This is a genomic window from Dactylosporangium sp. CA-139066 (assembly GCF_050936175.1).
Lineage (GTDB): Bacteria > Actinomycetota > Actinomycetes > Mycobacteriales > Micromonosporaceae > Dactylosporangium.
On the sequence record NZ_JBNJNH010000002.1, the window covers coordinates 605442 to 631319 of the forward strand.

A 25878-nucleotide genomic window follows, 5' to 3' on the forward strand; every position below is an offset into this window, starting at 1 on the left:
CGGCCTGCGATATGTCGGGCGCTCCGCGCCACGACATATCGGATTTATCGCCCGACGGGGCATAAGTCCGAAAAGTCGCCTTCCAGCGAGCAGTGCGGCTCAGATGCGAGCCGTGTGCACGCTGGTAGCGAGCAGTGCGGCTCAGATGCGAGCCGTGTGCACGCTGGTAGCGAGCAGTGCGGCTCAGATGCGAGCCGTGTGCACGCTGGTAGCGAGCAGCGCGGCTCAGTTGTTGAGGCCGACCGCGCCCATGCGAGCCGTGTGCGCGCTGGTGAGCCGCTTGAGCAGCGCCTGGAAGTCGGTCCCGTTGATCGCCAGCAGCGCCGCCAGCGAGGGCCGCTCCCCCGCCACCCGCAGGGCCTGCGAGATGCCCTCGCCGACCAGCCGGCGCGCCCACATCGACAGCCGGTTGGCGACCTTCGGGTCGATCGCGATCGCCGCCCGCAGCTCGTCCGCGGCAAAGTCGGCGTGCCGCGAGTCGTGCAGCACGTCGAGGATCAGGTCGCGGTCCGGCGTGGCCAGCACCGACGCCACCTCGCGCGTGAAGTCGTCGGCGATGCCGTCCCCGACGTACGCCTTGGTCAGGCCCTCCAGCCAGTCGTTGGGCTGGGTCTGCTCGTGGTAGTCCGACACCGCCCGCACATAGGGGCGCATGGCGGCCTCGGGGTCGGCGCCGAGCTCGGCCAGGCGGTCGGCCAGACGGCCGTAGTTGACGATCTCGCGGGCCGCCATCGCGCTGAGCACGGCTCGGCGGCGCAGGTCGGGGGCCAGCCGCGCATCCACGGCCATGCGGTCGAAGGCGACCAGCTCGCCGTACGCGAGCATGCCCAGCAGATCGACCACCGCCTCGGAGGCGGACTCGGCGCCGGGCTGAACGGCCGGGGTGATTTCGGACACGTCGGCACAGTACCTCGCCGGATCACCTGACGGGCTCTGCGCGGTGTCGTACGCAGAACGGCGCCGCACTCGGTACAATGGCCGAAATGACCCCAGGGCGGACCCTAGCCCTGACAAATCGGCGCTTGTAGCCCGCGACCACCTTGCCGTCAGGTAGCACTGCCGACAGGTAGCACAGAGATCCGGTCGCGTGTGGCCCGCGCCGTACGACCGAACGAGCGCACCCGCCATTTCAGGGGCGCTCCCGCGAGAGAGACACCCCGAGCACAACATGACGATCGACAACACTCAGGCCGCCGATTCTGTGGCCGCCCGCGCACCCGTGCGCGCCGACAGTCCCTCATTCGCCGACCTGGGCGCCCGGCCGGAGACCGTGGCCGCGCTCGAGGCGGTCGGCATCACACACGCCTTCGCGATCCAGGAATACGCCGTGCCGATCGCATTGCGCGGCACGGACCTGATCGGCCAGGCGCCGACCGGCACCGGCAAGACCCTCGGTTTCGGCGTACCGCTCCTCGACCGCGTCACCGCACCCGGCGAGGGCGCCGACGGGCTGCCGCAGGCACTCGTCGTCGTTCCGACCCGCGAGCTGGGCCTCCAGGTCGCCCGCGACATCGCGGCGGCCGGCAAGACCCGCGGCGTGCGCGTCCTTCCGCTGTACGGCGGAGTCGCCTACGAACCGCAGGTCGAAGCGCTGCGCAACGGCGTCGAGATCGTGGTCGGCACGCCCGGGCGCCTGCTCGACCTGGCCAAGGGCAAGCACCTGCGCCTGCACGCCGTGCGTGCGCTGGTGCTCGACGAGGCCGACCGGATGCTCGACCTCGGGTTCCTCGACGACGTCGAGCGCATCCTCACGCTGCTGCCCGAGGAGCGGCAGACGATGCTGTTCTCGGCGACGATGCCGGACCCCATCGTGACGCTGGCCCGGCGGTTCCTGCGCCAGCCGATGACGATCCACGCCCATCACGACGCGAGCACCGGGCCGTCGCCGCTGACGAAGCAGTTTGTGTACCGCACCCACCCTCTGAACAAGATCGAGATCGTGGCGCGCGTCCTCCAGGCGAACGACCGCGGCCTCACCATGATCTTCTGCCGCACCAAGCGCGCCGCCGACCGCGTGGCCGAGGACCTCGACTTCCGCGGGTTCGCCGCGGCCGCGGTCCACGGCGACCTGGGCCAGGGCGCCCGTGAGCGGGCCCTGCGCGCCTTCCGCGCCGGGAAGATCGACGTGCTCGTCGCCACCGACGTCGCGGCCCGCGGCCTCGACGTCTCAGGCGTCACGCACGTCATCAACTACGACTGCCCCGAGGACCCGGACACCTACACCCACCGCATCGGCCGCACTGGCCGCGCCGGCGCCACCGGCGTCGCGGTGACGTTCGTGGACTGGGAGGACATGCCTCGCTGGCGGATCATCGACAAGAGCCTGGGCATGGAGCTGCCGGAGCCCCCGGAGACGTACCACACCTCGGCCCACCTGCTGACCGACATCGGCATCCCGGAGGGCACGACGGGCTCGCTGCCAACGGCCGAGCGCAAGCGGGCCGGGCTGTCGGCGGAGAAGCTCGAGGACGTCGAGGGCAAGCCGCGCGGGCGGGGTCGCACGCGGGGGCGGGGGCGCTCGTCGTCCGCGCCGGCCGCCGGGCCCGAGGCCGCCGAGGCGAGCGAGCCGCGCCGCCAGCGCCGTCGCCGGCGCCGGGGCGAGGTCGACGCGGCCGAGCACGCGGAGTCGTCGGCCGGGCTGGCCGACTCGCCGCTCGACGTCGAGGCCGGTTCCGCGGCCGAGCCGGCGGGCGCGTCTGTCGCGGTCGTCGGCGAGGACGGGGCCGGGCGCAACCGCCGCCGTCGCCGCCGCGGCGGTCGCGGCCGGGGCGGGTCGGGCGACGCCGACGGCGGCGTCGAGGAGTAAGCAAGACCTGTGAACACGGCGCGGGGTGCAGACCCCGCGCCGTGTTTTTTTGTTCTTGTCACCACGTTTTTTGTTCTTGTCACCACGCAGGCCGCGATTCCTCGGCCGACCCGGCGGGCGCACCTGCCTCCGTCGCCACCGCGGCCATCGAGCCCGGCGTGGCTCAGGCGACGCCGACAAACGCCGTCGGCGTCGCCACCACGACCAGGCCGGCGTCGCTCAGGCGACGCCGACAAACGCCGTCGGCGTCGCCACCACGACCAGGCCGGCGTCGCTCAGGCGACGCCGACGGCGTTTGTTCTTGTCACCACGCAGGCCGGGATTCCTCGTGGGAAGAACGGTCGTAAGTTGCACGGACCCGAGCCAGGACGTAAAGGCTCTTAGGCGAGGTCGACCGTGAACTCCGCGCGATGGACCGCGCCCTGCTTCTGGAACTCGAAATACATGCGGTAGCGGCCGGAGCTGGGGGCGGACAGCCAGAACTTGACCGCACCGCCCACCAGCTGGTCCTCGGGGTGCACGTGCAGATATCCGAGATCGCCGTCGCGAATGACCACCAGGTGGCCGTACGCACCGAGATAACGCTCCAGGTCGGTGACCGGGGAGCCATTGGAAAAGACACGCATCGACAGCGGCTGAGTCGCGTTTACCTGCGGAGCGCCCTCGAGGGTGACGGTGAAGGCGTCGGCGTTCACTGTACGGGAGGGGGGTGACAATTCCACGGGGGCGTAACTGCCGGCAACCGTCGCATCTACGGCGAGTGTCAACGCCACCTGCTGGCCGGTCGCGTCGAGCGTGACGAAGTCGGCGTAGAGGCGCCAGATGCCCGGCGTGGGCAGGGTCAGCGGGATCGACCAGGTGCCGTCGCCCGCCATCGCCGGGTGAAGGTGCTGGAAGCCGGACAAGTCGTGCCTTATAGCGATGAAGTGCAGATTTTTCTCATGATTCACGACGTACTTCGTGACGGGCCTGCCGTCGGGCCCCATGATCTTGAAGGCGAACTGCTGCTGGGCCGCGGCCGGCATCACGAGCGGCCCGGAGGGCACGAGCGTGTAGCCCGCGGCGCTCAGCGAGAAGCCGCCCAGGTCGCCGATGACCGCGCCGCCGTGGGAGTGCGACGGGATCGCCGTCGTCGCGGGGGCGGGCGCCGCCGGCGCGGACTTCGCAGCGGTCGTCTTCGCGATGCCAAAGCCCAGCAGGAGGGCCGCGACCAGCCCAGCGGCCACGAACGGACCCTTCAGCGCCATGCACTCCACCCTAGCGAGGGAACTTAGGTAACTTTTGTCCAAATTGCGAAGTTAGTGACACGTGGGGTTTTGTCGCAAGAGCTTGCGCAGCACCGCATCACTCGTCGTCGCCGGGCTTATTGTCCTGGTGTCGCCGGGGGCCGGGCACGCGGATCCCGCCGCGGACCGGCAACGGCTGCTCGCCAACGCCTGGCAGGAGCTCGAGGGCGTCATCGAACGGTACAACGCCGTACATGACGACCTGCGAGCCACCGAGGCGCGCCTCGTCCAGGTGAACTCGCGCATGGCGCCGCTGCAGGCGCAGGTCGACGCCGCTCAGCGGGAGACCGACGAGACGGCGGCGGCGCTGTACCGCAGCGGGGCCGTCGGGTCGACGTCGGTGCTGATCACGGCGCCCTCGCCGGAGGCGTGGATGGACCAGCTCGCAATGCTGGACCAGATCTCGCGCCGGCGGGTCGCCGCGCTGCGGGAGTTCAAGACCGCCCAGCAGGCGCTGCGCAACGAGCAGACCCAGCTGTCCGACCTGCAGCAACAGCAGCGCGCGCAGCGGACCGAACTCGGCCAGCGCAAGGCGACCATCGAGGCACAGCTGCGGCGGCTCGGCGGCCGGCTCCCGCGGGCGTCCTCGGGCGCACTGCACGACGGCTGGGTGCCCGTGTTCACCGACGACGCGGCCGGCAAGGCGGTGCGGTTCGCCTATTCACAGCTGGGCAAGGTGTACCAGTGGGGGGCCGACGGCCCCAACAGCTTCGACTGCTCGGGGCTCACGATGGCCGCGTGGAAGACCGCCGGAGTTGTACTCCCACACAACGCCGCCCGCCAGAAGCAGACGGTCCGCCCGATCACGCGCGACGAGCTGCAGCCCGGGGACCTGGTCTTCTATTACAAGGACGTGAGCCACGTCGGCATCTACGTCGGGGACGGGCGGGTGATCGAGGCACCACGGGCCGGCGAACGTATCTCTATGCGACTGCTCGACTACGCTCCGATCGCCGGATACGGCCGCCCGAACTACTCGTAGCCGTTTTTGTCAGACCCCGTTGCTAGCGTCGACCCCGTGCGAAACGAAGCCTCGGAAGTTCTCAAGAAGCTCGCCGGTCCCGCCGCCGAGCTGCGCGAAGACCAGTGGACGGCCATCGAGGCGCTGGTGGCCGGGCACCGCCGGGTGCTGTGCGTGCAGCGCACGGGGTGGGGCAAGTCCGCGGTGTACTTCGTGGCCACCGCCCTTTTACGAGCGCGGGGCGCCGGGCCCACGGTGATCGTCTCGCCGCTGCTCGCCCTGATGCGCAACCAGACCGACGCGGCGGCCCGGGCCGGGATCGTCGCGCGGACGATCAACTCGGCCAACCTCGAGGAGTGGGACTCGATCACGCAGGAGATCGCGGCCGGCACGGTCGACGTCCTGCTGGTCAGCCCCGAGCGGCTGAACAATCCGTCCTTCCGCGACGACGTGCTGCCAAAGCTCGCCGCGACGACGGGCCTGCTGGTCGTCGACGAGGCGCACTGCGTCTCCGACTGGGGCCACGACTTCCGGCCCGACTATCGCCGGCTGCGCACCCTCCTGCTCGACCTGGCGCCGGGCACGCCGGTCCTCGCGACCACCGCCACGGCCAACTCGCGGGTCACCGCCGACGTGGCCGAGCAGCTCGGCGACGCGCTGGTGCTGCGCGGGTCGCTCGACCGGGAGTCGCTGCGGATGGGAGTGCTGAGCCTGCCGTCACCGTCGCACCGGCTGGCGTGGCTCGGCGAGCACCTGCGCGACCTGCCGGGCTCCGGGATCATCTACACGCTGACCGTGGCCGGTGCGCACGAGACGGCGGCGTTCCTGCGGGCGCAGGGCTATGACGTGGCGGCGTACACGGGCAAGACCGAAAACGCCGACCGCCTCGGCGCCGAGGCCGACCTGATCGACAACCGGATCAAGGCGCTCGTGGCGACGTCGGCGCTGGGCATGGGGTTCGACAAGCCCGACCTGGGGTTCGTCGTGCACCTGGGGGCGCCGTCGTCGCCCATCGCGTACTACCAGCAGGTCGGCCGGGCCGGGCGCGCGGTCGAGAAGGCCGACGTGCTGCTGCTGCCGGGCCGCGAGGACGCCGACATCTGGCGGTATTTCGCCTCCCTGGCCTTCCCGCCCGAGCACCAGGTGCGCTCGGTGCTCGACGCGCTGGCCGCGTCGGGCCGGCCGCTGTCGACGATGGCGCTCGAGCCGCGGGTCGAGCTGCGCCACAGCCGCCTCGAGCTGATGCTGAAGGTCCTCGACGTCGACGGCGCCGTGCGCCGGGTCAGCGGCGGCTGGACCGCCACGGGCGAGCCCTGGCGCCACGACACCGAGCGCTACGCGCGCATCGCCACGGCTCGCCAGGCCGAGCAGGGGGCCATGGTGCAGTATTCGGCACTGACCACGTGCCGGATGGAGTTCCTGCGCCGCCAGCTCGATGACCCGGAGGCCGCGCCGTGCGGGCGGTGCGATACGTGCGCCGGGGTGTGGTACGAGCCGGAGGTCTCCCCCGAGGCCCTCGCCGCCGCCCGCGCCCACCTCGGCCGCGCCGGCGTCGAGATCGCCCCCCGCAAGAAGTGGCCCACCGGCATGGCCGCGGTCGGCGTCTCCCTCAGCGGCAACATCCCACCCGGCGAGCAGACCCTGCCGGGCCGCGCGATCGGCCGCCTGAGCGACCTCGGCTGGGGCGACCGCCTGCGCAACCTGCTGGCCGCCCCCGACGCCCCCATCCCCGACGAGATCTTCAACGGCGTCGTCGCCACCCTCGCCGAGTGGGCCAAGGGCGACGACCGCTGGCCCGAGCGCCCCGCCGGCGTCGTCGTCATCGGCTCCCGCCACGCCCCGGAGCTAGTCGCCTCGCTGGGCGCCCGAATCGCCGAGGTAGGCCGCCTGCCGCTGCTCGGCACCATCCCGCCCGCCCCGGCCACGGAGACGGCGTCGCGCACGAACAGCGCCCAACGCGTACGCGCCCTGCACAACGGTTTCACCGTCCCACCCCCACTGGCCGAGGCCCTGCGCACCACCCCCGGCCCGATCCTCCTGGTCGACGACATGGTCGACTCGGGCTGGACCATCGCGCTGACGGCCCGCGCCCTGCTCCAGTCCGGCGCGAAGGGGGTGCTGCCTTTCGCCCTGGCCCTGACCGCCTAACCCGCGCCGCACGCCCTCCGGCCCCTGGCCCTGACCGCCCAACCCCGCGCCCCACGCCCTCCGGCCCCTGGCCCTGACCGCCCAACCCCGCGCCCCACGCCCTCCGGCCCCTGGCCCTGACCGCCCAACCCCGCGCCCCACGCCCTCCGGCCCCTGGCCCTGACCGCCCAACCCCGCGCCCCACGCCCTCCGACCCTGGCCCTGACCGCCCAACCCCGCGCCCCACGCCCTCCGACCCTGGCCCTGACCGCCCAACCCCGCGCCCCACGCCCTCCGACCCCTGGCCCTGACCCACAACGCCCGCGCCAGGGGCCTGAGCCCGCGCCTTGCTCCAATCCGGCGTGAAGGGGGTGCTGCCTTTCGCCCTGGCTCTGACCGCCTAACCCCGCGCCGCACGCTCTCTGGCCCTAGCCTTCGCCCCGCAGCGCCCGTCCGAAGGCGCCCGACCCGCGCCGCACGCCCCCGCCCTGGCCCCTGGCCCTGGCCCCGGCCCTGGCCCCGGCCCCGGCCCCGGCCCGTGCCTACAGCGCTCGCTCCGGGGCTCCGGGTGCGCGACGCACGGCGCGCAGCCCATGCCCGCGGCGCCGGGGGCCACGCCGCACCGCCGACGCCACACGCCCCTCGACCGACGACCGCCTGTGGCCGCGCCCACGGTCCGGACCGCCAGCGGCCGCACCGGCCTACGCGCACCGCACACGACCGCGGCGCCGGGGTCGCCGGCCGAGGCCACGCCGCGCGCCCGCAGCCCCCGGCCGGCGACCCCGCGAACCGACGGCCGTGTGACCCGCAGCCCTGACCCGGCGACCCCGTAACCCGACGGCCGCGCAACCCGACGGCGCGGCGCGGGCTGGGGCGCCGCGGGCAACCTCGAGATCCGGGTGAACGCCCAGCCGCAGAACGGGCCGGCACCGTGCACGTCGGCGCGGTCACCGACGGCAATGGCGCCTAGCCGGGCGACGCGTCGGCGAAGTTCAACACCGCCCAGGGCTGACGGCAGAAGCGGGCGGGCCCGCGCCGCTAGTCGACCAGGCGCAGGGCGACCGTGGGGGCGTCGAGCAGGACCGACGCGGGCTCCGAGCCGACCACCGTCTGCAGGCGGTGGTCGCCGACGACCAGCTCGACGCCGGTGTACAGCTCGATCGAGTCCCAGCCCTCCAGGCGGTACGACTTGTGGTAGATGCGCTCGGTCTCCTCCTTGATGTCGGGGGACGAGCGCTTCCAGATGAGCGTGCCGTTGTCGCTCGTGTCGGTGACCACCAGGTGGGCGTCGTCCACGGCGAGTTTCAGGTGCTCCTTGGCGATCCAGGCGGCGGAGGCCTCGTGGAGCCAGGCGCCGACCGAGATCTCGTCGGGGTCCGCGGGGTCGCGGCCGACGACGACCGGGTGGTCGGCGCTCACCACGAAGCGGCGGCGGGCCAGGTCGTCCACCACGATGGCGACGGCGAAGGCGGCGGGGCGGGGGCCGATGTCCTTGACCGCGTCGCCGTGGCGGGGGCATGCGGGGACGCCGCCGCGCATCCGGGGCACGGGCTGGCCCAGGCGGCGGTACTCCCCGAACGCCGGGCAGTCCTGCTCCTTGCAGCGCCACTGCCGGGCCATGAGCGCGGCGCCGACGCCGCTCGGGTCGGCCCGGGTGAAGCGGCGGCGCACCACGCGGGTGCGGCCGAACCGCTGGGAACCGCGGGCCGTGAACGACTGCAGCCCGTCGGGCCGGCCGCCCTTGGGCTCCTCGCGCTGAGCCGAACCCGAAGCGACGGCTTCGTCCGGTTTGTCCGCGACCGATGCCGGGGCGGCCTCACCCGAGGAATCCGAAGACGCAGCAGCATCCGAAGCGGCCGCAGAAGAAGACGAGGACTCCGAAGAAGACGAGGACTCCGAAGAAGAGGAGGAGTCCGAAGAGGACGACGGGGAGTCCGAAGAGGACGGCGAGGAGTCCGAAGAGGACGGCGAGGAGTCCGAAGAGGACGGCGAGGAGTCCGAAGAGGACGGTGTCGGCTCGGCCATCGGCTTGTCCGTCGCCGGGTCCGACGGGTCCGGCGGAACGATCGGCAGCGTCGCCTTGCCGACGACCACCAGGCGCTCCTTGCCGTCCTTCGGCGGCGCCGGCTCGCCGCCCGGCGTGAGCACCGCGCCGCCCGCCCGCGGGGTGAGGCGAAGCACCCGTTCGGGGCTGTCGGTCAGCCAGGGGAAGCGGGCCGCGTACTGCGGAATGTCCCGCACCACGATCAGCGGCAGCCCGGTGAAGTCGGCGATCTCGACCGGGCGATCGGCCACGACCGGGGTCACCTCGATCAGCCCGTCGTCGGCCCAGCGGCCGAGGACCATGCGCTCCTTCGAGGTCAGCGCCGCCTCCGAGAGCACCTCCCGACCGGCCACCGGATAGAGCATCGCGCCGGCGTCGATGAGATAGCGGCTCAGGGCGTCGACCACCATGCCCAGGCGCAGGAGGTTGATGGGGCGGCCGCCGTCGAGGGCGATGAACCGGGCGACCTCGGCCAGGTCGACCACGGCCTGCGCCAAGGTGACGTCCGTGGTCAGCCGCTGCTCGATGGTGTCCATGACCCGGCTGATCTCGAACCGCACGGCGCCTCCTACCTTCGACACACTCACCCTACGGCGAGGCGGCCCGCATATGGCGGGACGCCACCAGGATCAGACTTGTGTACCAGGCAGGAAGGTTGCACGCCATAACCGACGAACCGTCAAAACTTGCGTAACAAGAGATCGACTTCCGGAAACGTCAGTGGTCCTCGTGTTTGTCCTCCTTCTTCTGCTGCGCGGGCTTCCCGGGCTTCTCCTTCGTCTCGGGCTTGTCCTTCTTCTCGGGCTTGACGTTCGCGCCGGGGGGCGGCGTCGCAGCGGCCGGGGCGGCGGTCGTGGGCGCCGGGGCGATCGTGGTCGTCGTCGTGGTGAGCTGGACCGAGCGGCAGGCCGTGCCGTTCAGCGCGAAGTCGGACGGCGGATCCGCGTTGTCGTGCGCGGCGCCGGTGACGGTGAAGGTGGCGCCGGCCGACAGTTCGGCGGCGAGGTCGCGGCCGCCCACGAGCACGGTGTCGCCGTCCTGGCTCCACGTGGCGCCGTTCACCGCGCCGATCGCCTGGCCGGCGGGGAGGCGGAAGGTGAGGCTCCAGCCGCCGTCGCCGCCGCCCGACGCGGTGACGCGAAGATCGGCGTCGAAGTTACCGTTCTGGCCGTCGCGCACCGCGTACTGCACGGCGCAGTCGACCGGGTCCGGGGGCGCGGCGGCGGCCTGCGCCGCGGCCATCGACGTCGGCCCGCTGGCCGGGCCGGCGCCCGTCGAGCACATCGTCAGGCCGCCCACCGCCGCGGCCGCCACGACGCCGGCGGCGACCACGCGTCCCCGGCCGCCCGGGATCCGCGAGCCGGCCGCGGCCAGCCGGGTCCGGCGCGAGCGGGGGACGGACGCGACGCCCAGCGGCACCGCGGCACGATCGGGCTCCCGGGGTACCGCCGCCGAAAGCACCTGCGCCATCTCCGCGGCGGACGGCCGGTTCTCGGGGGCCTTGGCCAGGCAGCGGATGATCGCCTCGGCGACCGGGCCACGGCAGGCGCCGCGCGGCAGCGGGTCGGGGCGGCCGCGGCGGTGCGCCTCGATCAGCGCGGTCGTGCTGTCGTCGTCGACCGGCCAGGGGAACCGGCCGGCCAGGGCGCGGTACAGCAGCAGCCCCAGGGCGTAGACGTCGGTCGCCGCCGTGGTCGGCAGGCCGCGGATGCGCTCCGGGGCCAGGTACGCGGGCGTGCCCATGATCTCGTCGTGCTGGTCGCTCTCGTCGCCGGCGATCGCGGAGATGCCGAAGTCGACGAGCTTGGCGCCGGCGTCGGTGAGCATGACGTTGGCCGGTTTGACGTCGCGGTGCACCAGGCCGCGCGCGTGCACGGCCGACAGCGCCGCGGCGAGCTGTGCGCCGGTGCGCAGCAGCTCGACCGTGGGCAGCGGGCCGGCCTCCTCCAGCGAGCGGCCGGTGACGAGCTCCATGACCACGTACGGCGCGCCGTCGCGGTCATGGCCGAAGTCGTACACCTGTGCGATGTGCGGATGGCTCAACAGCGCCGCCGCCCGCGCCTCCGCCTGGATGCGCGTGCGGGAGCGCGAGTCGGTCAGCAGGTTGGGGGCCAGCAGTTTGACGGCGACGGGGCGTCCGAGCACCTCGTCGAAGGCACGCCAAACAACCGACATGCCACCGGCGCCGAGGGGCTCGATCAGGCGGTACCTATCCACGCCAGTGTTTTGCCCAGATCCACGGCAGCCACACCCGTCTCAGCGGCATGGCGCGCACCGAGCGCGCCGAGCAGGGCCAGCACGGGCTCGATCTTCTCGTACAGCAGCAGCACGACGTCGCCGGGCCGGGCCAGGGCGAGGGCCGCGGGCACGGCCTCCTCGACGGTGCGCACCTGCACGCAGTCGAGCTCGGGGGCGACCCGGCGAAGCTCGTCGCGCAGGATGCCGGGCACCTCGCCGCTTCCGCGGCCGCGCCGGTCGGCGTCCTCGTAGATCACGACCCGGCCGAAGCGGGCGCCGACCACGCCCGCGGACTCGCGCAGCAGGTCGTCGCGGCGGTCGCCGGGCAGCGTGATCGCGGCGACCGCGCGCTCGCAGCCCCAGACCCGTTCGACGAGGTCGCTGACGGCGGTGATCGCGGCCGGGTTGTGCGCGTAGTCGACGAGGACGTGCACGTCGCCGCAGCGCAGGAGCATGCCGCGGCCGGGGTTGTCGGCCGGGTCGGCGCCGAAGGTGCGCAGCCGCTCGGCGACGCGGGCCGTGGTCACGCCGAGCACGCGGGCCGCGGCGGTGGCGGCGAGGGCGTTGGCGACCAGGTGCCGGGCCGCACCGCCGAAGCCGCCGCCCAGCTCGTGCGCGGCCAGCAGCGGCACCCACCGCCGGCCGGCGAGCTCGACGAGCCAGCCGTCGGCCAGCAGGTACGCGCGGCCGCCGGAGTCCCAGTGCCGGCGCACGAGCGGGTTGCGCGGGTCGAGCGAGCACCAGATGATCTCGCGCCCGGGAAACTCGAGCTCGCGGCTGCGCGGGTCGTCGGCGTTGAGCACGACCGCGCCGCCCTCCCGGACCCGCTCGGCGACGACGGACTTGAGGTCGACGAGGTCCTCGATGCTCTCGATGCCGTCCTGGCCGAGGTGGTCGCTGACGAGGTTGGTGATGACGCCGACGTCGCTCCAGTCGTACCCGAGCCCCTGCCGCACCAGCCCGCCCCGCGCGGTCTCGAGCACCGCCGCGTCGACCGTCGGGTCGCCGAGCACGACCTGGGCCGAGCGCGGTCCGGTGGCGTCGGCCCGCTGGACCGTCCGGCCGCCGACGACCACGCCGTCGGTGGTGGTGAGGCCGACCCGCAGGCCGGCGCCGGCGAGCAGGTGGGCGGTCAGCCGGGCCACGGTCGTCTTGCCGTTGGTGCCGGTGATGGCGACGGTCGGGATGCGCGACGGGGTGCCCGCCGGGAACAGCGCCCCGACGATCGCGGCGCCGACGTCGTGCTGCTCCAGGTGCATGCGCAGCCCGGGCGCGGCGTTGACCTCGATGATGCCGCCGCGGTCCAGCGGCAGTTCCTCGCCGATGTCGGGCAGGCGCAGGTCGATGCCCGCGATGTCCAGGCCGACCAGGCCGGACACCCGCCGGCACAGGTCGGCCACCGACGGGTGCACCCGCGCGGAGACGTCGACGCTGGTACCGCCCGTGGAGAGGTTGGCGTTGTCGCGCAGCCACACGACGCGGCCGGGCTCGGGCACGTCGTGCTCGGCGAGGCCCTGGCGGCGCAGCAGCGTGCCGGCGACCTCGTCGACGACCAGGCGGGTGAGCGCCCGGTCGTGGCCGGTGCCGCGGCGCGGGTCGCGGTTGGCCCGCTCGATGAGGCCGGCGACGTCGGTACGGCCGTCGCCGATCACGTGCGCCGCGACCCGCTCGGCCGCGGCCACGATCTCGCCGCCGACGGTCAGCACGCGGTAGTCGCGCCCGTCGACCTGGCGCTCGACGACGGCGTCGCCGCCGTCCGCGGTCGCGGCCGCGAAGGCGGCGCGCAGCGCGTCGGGGGTGTCGATGCCGAGGTACACGTGCCGCCCCTGCCGCCCGCCGCGCGGCTTGACCACGACGGGCGGGCCCAGCTCCTCGAACAGCCGCAGCGCGGCCTCGACCGACTCGGCGGCGCCGCCGCGGGGCACGGGTACGCCGGCCTCGCTCAGCAGCTGGCGGGTGAGCTCCTTGTCGCCGGCGATGTCGACGCCGATCGCCGAGGTCTGGTCCGTCAGCGCGGCCCAGACCAGGCGCCGGTGGCGGCCGTACCCGAGGCGCAGCAGGCTGAGGTCGCCGATCCGCTCGACCGGGATGTTGCGCTCGCGGGCCGCCCGGGCGATCGCGTCGGTGCTCGGGCCGGGCCGCTCCCGCTCGTACAACCGCTGGATGTCCGAAAGATCGGGCATGGAAGGCCGTGCCCCGCCGACCAGCTCCCGCACGAGACGAATAGCGATTTCTAGTAATTTTTCGGACATGTCCGAGTCGATCGGCTCGTCGACCGGGCACTCCATGATGACGTCGAAGGCCGACGGATCGGGGGTCCCGACGGTGCGCCCGAAGCTCACCTCGCGGCCGATGAGGTTGGACAGCTCGATCGCCATGTGCTCGGCGGTGTGGCCGAAGTAGGTGCCGCCGTACAGCCGCTTGACGAACCCGCCCGGCGCACCGGCGGCGCAGTGGTGCTCGGCCAGGCCGGGCAGCAGGTCCAGCAGCCGCTCCGGCAGGCCGGGATACTCGCAGGTCTCGCGCCCGGTGAGCCCGTCGAGCCGGACCCGGGTGACCTGGACGGGGCGCGCGAGGTACCGGTTGGGCCCCCGAAGCCGCCGACTGCTCTCAATGCGCATGATCCTCTTCCGCTCTTTTCATCGGCGCTCGCTCGGTCAGGTTGAACCGGTGCCCTGCCGGCAGAACGTGCAGTTGGGCGCCCCACAGGGCGATCGGCCCGCCCAGGTCGCCCGAGGGGCAGCTGATGTCGCGCGCCTGCCCGGCGTCGATCACGGTGACGGTCCCGCGCCCGAGCACCTCGAACACGTCGCCGTCGACCAGGATGGCGGTGTTCTCGTCGATGCCGAGCCCGAGTTCGTGCGGAAACATGGCGATGGCGCTGAGCAGCCGGTTGAGCCGCCCGCGCTCGGCGAAGTGCATGTCGATGAGCACGCCGGGCAGGAACTCCATGCCCGGGCCGGTGCGCACGCTGGCCGTGTTCACGGTCGCGATGCTGCCGCCGAGGATCATGGTGCTGGACATCATCGTGGCGCCCGCGCTCGTGCCGGCCAGGATCATGCCCTCGGCCAGCCGCGCGTGCAGCGCCGAGTCCACCTTCGACCCACCCACGACGGTGGTGATGCGCAGCTGGTCGCCGCCGGTGAAGAACACCCCGGTGGCCCGCTCGATGGCGGCCACGGCGACGTCCCCGTTGGCGTCCTCGCGCGCCTCGAGCCGCAGCGGCGTCACCCGCTCGGCGCCGAGGCGATGGAAGACCTCCGCGTACTCCTTCTCGCGATCGCCGGGGCTCTCGCTCGCCGCGGCGATCACGACGAGGTTCGCGTCCGCCCCGCCCGCGAGCAGCACGAAGCGCTCGAGGATCTCGTCATCGCCCGCGTCGTGACTCTCCGCGCCGCCGATGACGAGCAGCTTTCCCGGCATCCCACCTCCACAACACCTTCATCTTGCAAACCCCGGCTCGCCGCCGCCCTACGTTTGCCCGGATTGCCAGGACTATGCGCGGGGGCGCCTCGCACTGCAGAGCCATCTGACGGTGAACCAGCGCGGGCGCGGGACCGAGGCCCCGCGCCCGCGCCGCCGTCAGGCCGCGGCCGTGAAGGTGTACGAGCCGGCGGGCAGGTAGAACGACGCCGTGCCGGACGGGACGGCCTGCGCCGGGGCCGCGATCGTCGCCGCGTTCGACGTCGGGACGCGCACCGTCGCCGAGGCGCCGGCCGGGACCGTCACCCGCAGGGTGAGCGTGCCGCCGGAGACGGACCAGTCGCTGACCGCGCCGCCGTACGGCGTCTCGTACGCCGACCTCGCCGACGTCAGCCCGCCGCCCGGCTGCGGCGCCACGAGCAGCGCCGAGTAGCCGGGGGCGGCCGGGCCGAGGCCGCCGACCTGGCGGTACAGGAAGTCGCCGACCGAGCCGAGGCCGTAGTGGTTGAAGGAGTTCATCCCGGGATCGTTGAACGAGCCGTCGGTGCGGATGCCGTCCCAGCGCTCCCAGATCGTGGTGGCGCCCTTGTTGATCATGTAGCCCCAGCCGGGGAAGCCGGGCTGCATGAGGATCTGGTACGCCGTGTCGGCGTGGCCGTTGTCGGCCAGCACCGGCAGCAGGTTCTCCACGCCGAGGAACCCGACCGACAGGTGCCCGCCGGTCGCCGCCACCTTCGCGGCCAGCTTGTCCGCGGACGCCTGCACCCGGTTGGCGGGCAGCAGCCCGAACGCGAGCGCGAGGACGTACCCGGTCTGCGTGTTGCCGCTGACCGTGCCGTCGGCGGCCACGAACCGGTTCGTGAACGCCGCCGCCACCTGGTCGGCGAGCTGGCCGTAGGAGGTGGCCTGGGCGGTGCGGCCGGTCGCCGCCGCCATCCGCGACACCATCCGCGCCGACCACGCGAAGAACGCGGTCGAGATGACGTCCTGCGCGGTGTTGTCGTTGACGTTGAGCCAGTCGCCGTACGTCGACACGTTGCGGATCAGGTCGGTGCCGGACGTGCCGCGCAGGTAGTCCACCCACCGCGCCATCGCGTCGAAGTGCTCGTCGACGACGCGGACGTCGCCGTAGCGCTGCCACAGGGTGTACGGCACGATCACGCCGGCGTCGCCCCACCCGGCGGTGCCGGCGCCGCAGCACACGCCCGGCGCGACGTCGGTGAACGCCCCGTCGGAGTGCTGGGCGTCGGTGAGGTCGTCGGCGAACTTGTCCAGGAACGCGTGCACGTCGACGTTGAACGTCGAGGTGGCGCTGAAGATCGCGATGTCGCCCGTCCACCCGAGGCGCTCGTCGCGCTGCGGGCAGTCGGTCGGGATCGACAGCATGTTGCTGCGCTCGCCCCACAGGATGTTGTGCTCGAGCTGGTTGAGCATCGCGTTGGACGTGGTGAACGTGCCGAGCTGGGTCCCGCTGGTCCACGCCGCCCGGCCGGTGATCGTGTCCGCGGTCGGGGTGAAGCCCGCGGGCGCGCCGGTGAGCTCGACGTAGCGGTACCCGTGCACGGTGAACCGCGGCTCGTAGGTCTCCGTGCCGGAGCCGGCGAAGGTGTACCGGTCGGTGGCCTGCGCGTTGCGGAGGTTGGCCGTGTAGATGGTGCCGTCGGGGTTGAGCACCTCGGCGTGGCGCAGCTGCACCGTCGTGCCGGCCGGGGCCGACATCGACAGCCGGTTCCAGCCGGCGAAGTTCTGGCCGAGGTCGAACACCCACACGCCGGCCTTCGGCTGGGTGATCGCGACCGGCCGGAACTCCTGCTGCACGGTGACGCCTGGGTCGACCTGCGCGACCAGGTTGGGCTTGGTGCCGCCCTTCACGGCCACCGCCGACCAGGCCGCGTCGTTGAAGCCGGGGCCGTCCCAGCCGGACTGGGTCAGCCGGGCGTCGTAGGACTCGCCGTTGTAGAGGTCGTCGGCGCGGATGGGGCCGGCGACGACCTTCCACGTGTTGTCGGTGCGCACCGTCTGCGTGGTGCCGTCGGTGAACGTGATGAGCAGCTGGGCGGAGTACCACGGCTGGGTGCCGTAGTGCTGGCTGCCGGCGAAGCCGAGACTGCCGGAGTACCACCCGTTGCCCAGCCAGGCGCCGAGCGCGTTGTCGCCCTGGCGGATCTGCCCGGTGACGTCGTACTCCTTGTACTGCAGCCGCTTGGTGTAGTCGGTCCAGCCCGGTGCGAGCACGTCGGCGCCGACCTTGGCCCCGTTGAGCCGGGTCTCGTGCAGCCCGAGCGCGGTGGTCAGCAGGCGGGCCGAGGCGACCGGCTTGCTCACCGTGAAGCCCTTGCGCACCAGCGGCGCGGCCTTGGCGATGACGACGTTGGACCCCCACGGCCCGCTGCCGTAGGCCGCCACCGCCTGCGCGGCCGGCCACCCCGAGTCGTTGAAGCCCGGCTGGTTCCAGCCCGACGGCCCGCTCGTGAACGACTTCCACGCGGCGTCGGTGTTGATCGTCGCGCTGCCGCTCACGGTCAGCTTGGCGATCACGCCGGCCGGCGACTGCGTGGTGTTCTGGGCGGAGATCGCGATGGTGTTGGTACCCGCGGTCAGCCGCGAACGCAGGTCGAGCGCGACGCCCTGCTTCCACGAGTCCGTCACCCGGGGCGAGGAGCTGACCTGCACGCCGTTGACCCACACGTCCGCGGTGTCGTCGCCGGTGACGACCAGGGTGGCGCCGGCCGGCGCGCCGGCCAGGCTGAAGGTCCGGCGGAAGTAGCGCGTGGCCGCGGGCACGCCGGCGGCGGGGTCGCCCTCGGGGTACCAGATCCAGGTGGCCCCGGAAAGGTCGGCGGCGACCGCCGGCTGGCCGATGAAGTCCCCGGTCCACTCGGTCGCCGGGCTGCGCAGCGCGGTCTCGAACGTCAGGGTCGGGCTCCACCCGCTGGCGCGCCCCAGGGTGTCCCAGACGCGCACGCGCCAGTAGTACTTCCTCATGCTCGTCAGCGCCGGCCCGCCGTAGGCGATGTCGACCTCGTTGCCCGACGGCACCCGCCCGCTGTCCCAGACGTCGGCGGTGTTGGCGCTCGTCGTGGAGACCTGGATCTCGTACGCCGCCTGCCGCTGCTGCACCGCGGACGACGCCAGCTTCCAGCCGAACCGCGGCTGGGCGGCGTCGACGCCGATCGGGTTGGCCAGGTGCTCGACGGTCCCGCTCGCCACGCTCAGCGGCGAGGCCGCGTTCGGGTCCGGCAGCACCACGGAGGTGTTCCACGGCGACGACCCGTAGAGCCCGAGGTCCATCGCGCCCGGCCACGCCGAGTCCCCGAACCCGGACTGCTCCCACCCGGCCGGCGCGCTCTGCGCCGCCTTCCAGGACGCGTCGGTGACGACGTCGGTGGTCCCGCCGCCGGTGACGACGTGGACGTGCCCGATGACGCCGGCCGGCGACGCGGTGGTGTTCTTCACCGCCAGGGCGATGGTGTTGGTACCGCTGGTCAGCGCGCTGCCCAGGTCGACGTACAGCGCGTTCTTCCACGAGTCGGTGACCCGGTCGGACCCGGCCAGCGGCTTGCCGTTGAGCCAGACGTCGACGGTGTCGTCCCCGGTGACGACGAGCTGCGCGTCGCTCACGGCGCCGGCCGCGACGCTGAAGCTCTTGCGGAAGTACCGGTACCCGACGGGCGCGCTGGTGCGCGGGTCCCCTTCCGGATACCAGATCCAGTGCGCCCCGGAAATGCTGACCGGGGTGGCCGCCGCCGCGGGCGCGGCCGGCGCGACGATCACGAGCGCGGCGAGCGAAATCAGCGCGGTGGCGGCCGCGCGACTTCGTTTTTGCAGGGGCATATCGGCCCTCCCTCTAGTCTGAAACGTTTCATTAAAACGTTTCACACACCCGTAGTGCGCTCACTGTAATGAGACGCGCGTCGATAAGCAACGGGTTCTTTCGAAACCCCGGCCGAACCGGCCGTCGCCCGCGTCGGGCTGGGTCAGTCGGTCTCGGGGCGCTGGCCGGGGTCGGTGCGGGCTTCTAGAACCCGCGTCGGCTCAGCTCCCGGATCCGGCGCCTCATCGCCATCCTGTGGACGGTCGCCGCGGGCGTCGTTCAGGGCCGCCTGCAGGGCCGCGTTGATCCGGGAGCCGCCGCGCTTGAAGCCCAGCTGCCGGCGGGCCTCGTCCAGGACCTGCTCCTCGGTGCGCAGCAGGGTGTCGGACTCGATCCACCGGATGAGGTCGACGAGCAGGCCGTGCGCGTACTCACCGATCGGGCGCCCCGGCTCGAACGCAGGACGGGCAAGGGTGCGGCCGTCGTCCTCGGCCGGGTCCGGCTCGGCGGGCGGCGGCGGGGTCAGCACGACCGTCGGCTCGTCGGTGCGGCGGGCGTCGACCGCGGCCACCGCCTCGTCGTAGGCCGCCCGGGCGCGGGACGTCTCGGCCACCGGGTCGGCGAACCAGTCCGTCGACCAGATCCGGTGGAAGCGCCAGCCGAGGCGCTCCAGCTGCTCCTGGCGCAGGCGGTCGCGGTCGCGGGCGGTGCTCGCCGAGTGGTACGACGCGCCGTCCGACTCGATGGCCAGGACCATCTCGCCGGGGATCGTCGGGTGGGCGCAGGCGAAGTCGATGGTGTAGCCGGCCACGCCGAACTGCGGGGTGACCGGGATGCCGGCCGCGGCCAGGCGGTCGCGCACGTCGCGCTCGAACGGGTTGAGCTCGGGCCGGGCGCCCGCGGCGGCCTGAGCCAGCGACGTGCCGGCCGACTCGGCGTACTCCAGGTAGGCCCGCAGCAGCCGCACGCCGTCACTGGTGGTGCGGGCCGGGTCCATGTCGGCGGCGGTGAACGAGCTCACCAGGGTCATGCGGCGGCGGGCGCGCGTGACGGCCACGTTGAGGCGGCGTTCCCCGCCCGGAAGCAGGAGCGGGCCGAAGCGGTACAGCAGCCGCCCGGCCGAGTTCTTGCCGTACCCGATGGAAAGGATGACGGCGTCGCGCTCGTCGCCCTGGACGCGCTCGAGGTTCTTGACGAAGAACGGCTCGGCGGCGGTCTCGGCGAAGAACGCGTGCAGCTCCGGGCGGGCGGCGAGGGCCCGGCGCAGCGCGAGGTCGATCCGCTCGGCGTGGGTGATGCCCATCGTGATGACGCCGAGCGACTCGTTGGGGCGCAGCTGGGCGTGCTGCAGGATCAGCTCGACGACCCGCTGGACCTCGGCCGTGACGGAGTCCGTGCCCTCCTCGGCGCCTTCCGCGCCGGCGAAGGGCACGTGGACGTGGGAGACGCTGCCGGCGCCGGCCACGCCGGGGAAGGTCACGAGGGAGCCCTCGTAGATGTGGGCGTTGGAGAAGGCGATGAGCCGGTCGTCCTGGCTGCGGTAGTGCCAGCGCAGCAGGTAGCCGGGCAGCAGCGCGGTCAGCACGTCCAGGATCGACTCGTAGCCGGAGGTCAGCGACAGGTCGATCGAGCCGTCGGCGTTGACGCCGAGCGGGTCGGCGGCGGTGCCCTCCTCGGCCGCGGTGAAGAACGACGTCGGCGGCAGCTGGTGCTCGTCGCCGGCGACGACGACCTGGCGGCCGCGCAGCAGGGCCGGCACGGCGTCGGCCGGCGTGACCTGGCTCGCCTCGTCGAAGACGACCACGTCGAAGAGGTCGGCCACGGGCGGCAGCAGCTGCGAGACGACCAGCGGGCTCATCGCCCAGCACGGGCGCAGCGCGGTGAGCATGTGCGGCGCGGTCGCGAAGAGCTGGCGGATCGGCAGGTGGCGGCGCTTGAGGTTGGCCTGGTGCTCGACCAGGCGGCTCTCGTCCGGGTACTCGTCGCGGGTGTGCGTGATGTGCTCGGCGACCGCGCGCAGCACCCGGGTGGCGGTGGCGTCGATGTGCCGGCGGTCGGCGTCGCGGTACTCGGCCACGGTCCGGGCGTGCAGCGGGCCGTCGAAGGCGCCGACGCGCGGGTCGGTGAAGTTGAGGTGCTGCAGGATCGAGGCGTTCCAGCAGGCGTCGAAGACGGCGGCGGCCTGGTCGGCGTCCACGCCCCGGCGGGCCCGCAGGTCCTCCAGCAGCGGGTCGAGGCCGGCCGCGGCGAAGGCGCCCTGCAGCTCGTTGAGGCGCGGCACCCGGCGCAGCGTGCGCTCGTCGGCCGCGAGGGCGGCGACGACCCGGCCGAGCCGCTCGAGGTCCATGGTGGCCAGGGGGAGGTGCGGGCAGTACCGCTGCAGCTCCCCCGCCTGCGCGTCGAGCTGGTCGAACGCCGCGCGGGCGCGGCCGAGGTCGGCCGGGATGCGCGGCCGGCCGCCGTCGCGGGCGAGGCGCGCCCACTGCTCGCGCTGGGCCAGGGCCGCGGAGAAGCCGTCGAAGAGCTGCTGGCGGCTCGGCGAGCCCGGCCCCCGCCACAGCCCGGCGGCCTGCTTGCGCATCTTGCGCCGGGTCCACCAGCCCGCGTCGGTGCCGGGCTGGCCGGCGTGGGCGCGACGCCACTCGGCGTCGGCGACCGAGGCCAGGTAGGAGGAGAGGGACGCCCAAAAGGAGTCGGCACTGAACACCTCGTCGCGGAACTGCGCGAGGGTGGCGGCGACGGCGTCGAGGAAGCCGAAGAGGGAGCGCCAGCCGTTGAGGTCGGCCGGGGCGCGCAGGCCGGTCTGGTCCAGCACGTAGCGCAGCGCGGGCCGGGCCGCCGGGAGCGTCTGCCCGCCGAGCCGCTCGGCGAGGCCGAAGGCGGCCTCGGCGTCGGCCGGGGTGTACACGGCGGCGCCGGTCCAGCCCGACGGCTCGCCGGTCACCGCGAACCCGCCGACCGTGGCGTAGTCGCGCAGCTGTTCGCGGACCCGGCGGGCGCCGGCCGCGTCGAGGGCGGCGAGGGCCGGGCCGCGCAGCCGCACGGCGGTCATCGGGAACACCGCCGCCGACAGCCGGATCATCTCCGCCTGCGCCTGGTAAGCCGAGATCCCCCACGGCTCGCGCACCTGGTGCATGGCGTCGTCGTGGTCGTTGAGCGCGGCCCGGCGGGCGGCGAGCGTCTCGTGCAGCACGCTCAGCTCGGGCTGGGCGATGCGCGCGGCCGAGTCGAAGGCGGCCTTGAGGTCGGCCGCGACCTTGCGCCGCGACGTGGTGCCGTCGTGCACGTCCATGACCAGGTTGCCCAGGCCGCGGCGGGCGAGCCGGTCGGTGACGGCGGTGATCGCGGCGCGCTTCTCGGCCACGAACAGCACCCGCTTGCCCCGCGCGACCAGCGAGGCGATGAGGTTGGCGATGGTCTGGCTCTTGCCGGTACCGGGCGGGCCCTTGATGACGCTGTGCTGGCCGGCGAGCACGGCGTTGATCGCGTAGTTCTGCGAGGAGTCGGCGTCGAGGACCAGGAACTCGTCCTCCGGCGGGATCCAGTCCGGGTCCCGCAGCGCGATGCCGGCCGCCGGGCGCAGCGCCGCCTGGGCGTCGCGGTCGCCGGCGATCGCGGCGATGACGTCGTGCTCGACGAGGGCGCCGGCGGCCACCCGCAGGTCGGTGACCATCGGCAGCTTGGCGTAGGAGAAGGTGCCCAGCACGAAGCGGGGGCTGACCGCGAAGCCGCGGACCCGGCCGGCCGCCTCCTTGACCAGCCGCTCGTACAGCGGCATGGGATCGAAGCCGGCCTGGTAGCTGACCAGCTCCTCGAGCTCGTCGGCGTCGACCCGCACGCCGAAGTCCTCCTCGAGCAGCTGCAGCAGCGTCGGGTTGAGCTCCAGGTCGCCCTGCAGGGTGAGGTCGAAGTCGTCCTCGGCGGCGCCGCGGGCCCGCAGCTGGGCCGAGCGCAGCAGCACCGGCGCGGCCGGGGCGGCGCCCCCGCCGGGCGGCGGGGTCCAGGTGGCGCTGCCGATCGCCGCGAAGCAGGTCTCGATCCCGCGCTCCTCGGTGAGCTCGCGCGCCTTGTTGCGGATCGTCCGAGCCCGCTTGATCGCCGCGGCGTGGGCATCGCGGTCGGGGAAGAGCTGGCCGAGCGGCAGGGTGCGGCCGCCCAGGAGAGCCTCGAGCGACACCGGATCGGCACCGGTGAGGTCGAGCGTGCCGGCCCGCAGGTCACGGTAATAGAGCAGCGTGTTGCGCCCGCCGAGGTCGATCAGCTGAGACCGCCAGCGGCGGGAGGCTTCGTGCACCAGCGCACCCCGCCGGTCGACAGCTTCCTCCACGCGCCGAGCGTACTGGCCATGGCAAGAACCCTGGCGAGCGAACCTGGCGCTCGCTTGGCTCGGGCACGACCCCGCCGCCGAGGATCACGGCGGGGCCGGGCCTACAGCGCCGGCCCCTTTCCGTCGGGATTGCGTTCCAGCCAGGCCGAGTACCGCTCGTTGCGGCGCACCGCGTCGAGATAGGCCTCGATGGCGTACCCCCACACCTGCCCGGCCAGCCCCGCCGCCGGCCCGGCGGGCAGCCACCCCAGCATCTGCCGCCAGTGCAGCGGCGCACCGGCGATCGGCACGGTGACCAGCCCCGCCATCGGCCGAAGCGTCGCCTGGCACAGCCCGACGGCGTCGCCGGACTCGATGAGGTCGATCGCGCCGCGCACCTCGGTCTCGAAGAGCACCTTCGGCGTGAAGCCGGCCCGCGCGCAGGCCGCGGCGTGGCAGTCCGAGAAGCAGCCGTCCCCGGGCGCGGCCACCCACTGCGCCCCCGCCAGCTCGGCCAGGTCGACCTCGTCGCGGCCGGCCAGCTCGTGGTGCCCGGGCAGCAGCAGGAACACCGGGTCGGCGGCGACCACCCGCCAGGCCAGCCCGGTGTCGGTGGCCGGCGGGGCGTCGCCGCACGCGCCGACCAGCACGAAGTCCAGCCGCCCGGACAGCACCTGGTCGGCGAGCTCGGCGGCCGACCAGGACGCGAGGGTGCTGACCCGCGCGGCCGGGTGGTTGGCGGTGATCCGGCGGATCAGGCCGCCGAGGATCGGGCCGTTGACGGCGCCGATGCGGTAGCGCGCCTGCGGCCCCGCCGCGCTGGCCAGCCGGGTCGCCTCGTCCTGCAGCCCCTTCACCGCGGGCAGCAGCACGCGGGCCCGGGCCAGCACCAGCTCGCCCAGCGGTGTCACCCGCGCGCCCCGCCGGTCGCGCTCGAACAGCGTGCCCCCGAGCGCGCGCTCGATGCGCTGCAGCTGCGCGGTGAGCGCCGGCTGGGCGAGGCCGAGCGCGGACGCGGCCTTCGTCACACTGCCGGCATCGGCGATCGCACACACCACGCGCAGATGCCGCAGCTCAAGCTCCATATGGAAACGGTACATCGACACTGGCCATTTGCTTGCCAGATACCCCTGGGGGGTATATGTTCGGCGCATGACTTCCCTGACCCGCCAGGCCGTGACCGCCACGCTGCACTGCCTCACCGGCTGCGCGATCGGCGAGGTGCTCGGCATGATCGTCGGCACCGCCCTCGGCTGGGGCAACGCGGCCACGATCGTGCTGTCGATCGTCCTGGCCTTCGCCTTCGGTTACGCGCTCACGCTGCGTTCGGTGCTGGCCGCCGGCCTCGCGCTGGACGCCGCGCTGCCGGTCGTGCTCGCGGCCGACACCGCGTCGATCGCCTCGATGGAGATCGTCGACAACGCCGTCGTCCTCGCCATCCCGGGCGCCATGGACGCCGGCCTGACCAGCCCGCTGTTCTGGCTGAGCCTGCTGATCTCACTGGCCGTCGCGTTCGTCGTGACGGTGCCGGTGAACCGCTTCCTGATCGGCCGGGGCCGCGGCCACGCCGTCGTCCACCAGCACCACGGGCACCACCACTAACCTTGAGTAGTGATCATCCGCTGGGCCGCCGCCGGGTCCGCGCTCGCCGGCACCGTCGGCGCCGCGTGCCTCGCGGCGGCGGTGGCGGGCTCCGCGCCGTCGACCTACGTCTCCGAGTCCGGCGTGCCGGGCGCGCCGCACGCGGGGCTCTACGCGGGAAGCATGGTGCTGCTCGCCACCGCGCTCGCGCTGCTGGCGGTGCCGGCCCGGCGGGCCTCCTGGCTGATCGCCGCGTGCTTCCTGCCGGCGGCGCCGCTGGCCGGGGTGGCGGCGGCCGTGCACTGCAGCCCGGGGTGCCCGCTGCCGCCGTACGAGACGCCGGCCGCCCGGGACCTCGTGCACGCCGCCGGCGCGATCGGGGCGCTGGGCCTGTGCGCGCTGGCCATGCTGCTGTACGCCACGCTGCGCGTCGGCCCGGCCCTGCGGCGGCGGGGCCGGATCGGCATTCTGGTGGCGTACCCGCCGCTGATCCTGTCCGCGGCGGGCATTCTCCTGGCCGGGCGCTCGCTGTTCACCGGCGTGATGGAGCGCCTGGCCCTGGCCGCGGTCTGTGCCTGGGTGGTGCTCAGTTCGGCAGCGGAATCTCGCTCCAGTGCGCCGCCGGACCCGGGTTCGCGGTGAAGTCGTAGCGCACGCCCGGCTCGCCGATCGCGACGAGCGTGGCCGAGCCGGAGCCGTACAGCAGCCCGTCGACCTCCTTGCGGATCAGCAGCGGTCGCTCGGCGGCGCCGGTGAACTCGCCGCCGGCCAGCAGCTCGATCCAGTCGCCCCACGCCGCCGCCGGCGCCAGGCCCGGCTTCGGGTCGGGGTCGGCGGCCGCCCGCAGCGGCGCGAAGTCGTTGACGTCGATGCCCTGGTTGACGATCACGTGGTCGCCGGGGGCCAGCAGCCGGTGGGTGACCGACTGGCCGTCCCACGTGATCACCGACACCTCGGTCGGCTCGGCCCGCACGAGATGGAAGGCGTCGAACGAGCGCAGCACGTCGTCGTCCGGCGGGATGGGGGCCAGCGGCAGCGAGCCCCGGGTCGGGCGGTCGCCGACCGGCGGCAGCGGCGGGAAGCCGTTGAGCAGCGCCGTCACGCTCGGGCGGGCCGGATCCACGGCCAGCCAGGTGCCGCCGGCGGTGCTGTCGCGGCCGCCGAAGCGGCCCGGCCAGTGCTCGGCGGGGGGCTCCCAGGGGCGGGCCAGGTACTCGTCGCGGACGGCCGCGATGAGCACGGGCCAGGTGGCGTCGGGGTCGAACCGGAGGAGCACGGTGCACATGGAACCG

Annotated in this window: 15 protein-coding genes; 5 read left to right on the plus strand and 10 right to left on the minus strand. The window is 73.5% G+C overall.

What is annotated here, in order from left to right:
- Positions 1 to 225 precede the first annotated feature (225 nt).
- A complete protein-coding gene (locus ACQEVU_RS47520; RefSeq protein ID WP_433336493.1) occupies positions 226 to 897 on the minus strand; it encodes a ferritin-like fold-containing protein in 672 nt (223 codons plus the stop codon).
- Between the two features lie 271 nt (positions 898 to 1168).
- Here ACQEVU_RS47520 and ACQEVU_RS47525 point away from each other — a divergent pair, with 271 nt between their 5' ends.
- Positions 1169 to 2806 (plus strand): DEAD/DEAH box helicase, encoded by a 1638-nt coding sequence (locus ACQEVU_RS47525; protein WP_433336495.1) that lies wholly within the window; start codon positions 1169 to 1171, stop codon positions 2804 to 2806.
- Between the two features lie 380 nt (positions 2807 to 3186).
- Here the strand turns inward: ACQEVU_RS47525 and ACQEVU_RS47530 are convergent, their stop codons facing one another.
- Complete coding sequence (locus tag ACQEVU_RS47530) at positions 3187 to 4053, minus strand: hypothetical protein (RefSeq protein WP_433336497.1); 867 nt, start codon at positions 4051 to 4053, stop codon at positions 3187 to 3189.
- Between the two features lie 82 nt (positions 4054 to 4135).
- Between ACQEVU_RS47530 and ACQEVU_RS47535 the strand changes: the two genes are divergently transcribed.
- Positions 4136 to 5074 carry an NlpC/P60 family protein gene (locus ACQEVU_RS47535; RefSeq protein WP_433336499.1) on the plus strand — a complete coding sequence of 313 codons (939 nt, stop codon included), beginning with the start codon at positions 4136 to 4138 and terminating at the stop codon, positions 5072 to 5074.
- A 36-nt stretch (positions 5075 to 5110) separates the two neighbouring features.
- Positions 5111 to 7201: a DEAD/DEAH box helicase gene (locus tag ACQEVU_RS47540; RefSeq protein ID WP_433336501.1), complete on the plus strand. Its 2091-nt coding sequence runs from the start codon at positions 5111 to 5113 to the stop codon at positions 7199 to 7201.
- 1017 nt (positions 7202 to 8218) lie between these two features.
- Here ACQEVU_RS47540 and ACQEVU_RS47545 read toward each other — a convergent pair.
- From ACQEVU_RS47545 to ACQEVU_RS47575, 7 genes are all read right to left on the minus strand, one after another.
- The gene (locus tag ACQEVU_RS47545) at positions 8219 to 9784 is read right to left on the minus strand and encodes a hypothetical protein (RefSeq protein ID WP_433336503.1); all 1566 of its coding nucleotides are present in this window, start codon (positions 9782 to 9784) and stop codon (positions 8219 to 8221) included.
- 157 nt (positions 9785 to 9941) lie between these two features.
- Positions 9942 to 11441, minus strand: a complete 1500-nt coding sequence (locus ACQEVU_RS47550) for a protein kinase domain-containing protein (RefSeq protein WP_433336505.1) — start codon at positions 11439 to 11441, stop codon at positions 9942 to 9944.
- Entirely contained in the window at positions 11423 to 14083 is a 2661-nt protein-coding gene (cphA, locus tag ACQEVU_RS47555; RefSeq protein ID WP_433336507.1) for a cyanophycin synthetase, read from the minus strand. The genes ACQEVU_RS47550 and cphA overlap by 19 nt, the downstream gene beginning before the upstream one ends.
- Positions 14073 to 14885 (minus strand): cyanophycinase, encoded by an 813-nt coding sequence (locus ACQEVU_RS47560; RefSeq protein WP_433336509.1) that lies wholly within the window; start codon positions 14883 to 14885, stop codon positions 14073 to 14075. The genes cphA and ACQEVU_RS47560 overlap by 11 nt, the downstream gene beginning before the upstream one ends.
- A gap of 159 nt (positions 14886 to 15044) precedes the next feature.
- On the minus strand, positions 15045 to 18719 hold the full coding sequence (locus ACQEVU_RS47565; RefSeq protein WP_433336511.1) for a family 78 glycoside hydrolase catalytic domain: 3675 nt from the start codon (positions 18717 to 18719) through the stop codon (positions 15045 to 15047).
- A gap of 143 nt (positions 18720 to 18862) precedes the next feature.
- A complete protein-coding gene (locus tag ACQEVU_RS47570; RefSeq protein WP_433336513.1) occupies positions 18863 to 23026 on the minus strand; it encodes an AAA domain-containing protein in 4164 nt (1387 codons plus the stop codon).
- 101 nt (positions 23027 to 23127) lie between these two features.
- The gene (locus tag ACQEVU_RS47575; protein ID WP_433336515.1) at positions 23128 to 24090 is read right to left on the minus strand and encodes a LysR substrate-binding domain-containing protein; all 963 of its coding nucleotides are present in this window, start codon (positions 24088 to 24090) and stop codon (positions 23128 to 23130) included.
- 67 nt (positions 24091 to 24157) lie between these two features.
- Between ACQEVU_RS47575 and ACQEVU_RS47580 the strand changes: the two genes are divergently transcribed.
- Both ACQEVU_RS47580 and ACQEVU_RS47585 read left to right on the plus strand, forming a co-directional pair.
- The gene (locus tag ACQEVU_RS47580; RefSeq protein ID WP_433336517.1) at positions 24158 to 24607 is read left to right on the plus strand and encodes a DUF4396 domain-containing protein; all 450 of its coding nucleotides are present in this window, start codon (positions 24158 to 24160) and stop codon (positions 24605 to 24607) included.
- 9 nt (positions 24608 to 24616) lie between these two features.
- Positions 24617 to 25228, plus strand: coding sequence for a DUF998 domain-containing protein (locus tag ACQEVU_RS47585; RefSeq protein WP_433336519.1), 612 nt, complete (start codon positions 24617 to 24619; stop codon positions 25226 to 25228).
- Here ACQEVU_RS47585 and ACQEVU_RS47590 read toward each other — a convergent pair.
- Complete coding sequence (locus ACQEVU_RS47590; protein WP_433336521.1) at positions 25173 to 25871, minus strand: NRDE family protein; 699 nt, start codon at positions 25869 to 25871, stop codon at positions 25173 to 25175. The two genes, ACQEVU_RS47585 and ACQEVU_RS47590, sit on opposite strands and share 56 nt — an antisense overlap.
- Positions 25872 to 25878 lie beyond the last annotated feature (7 nt).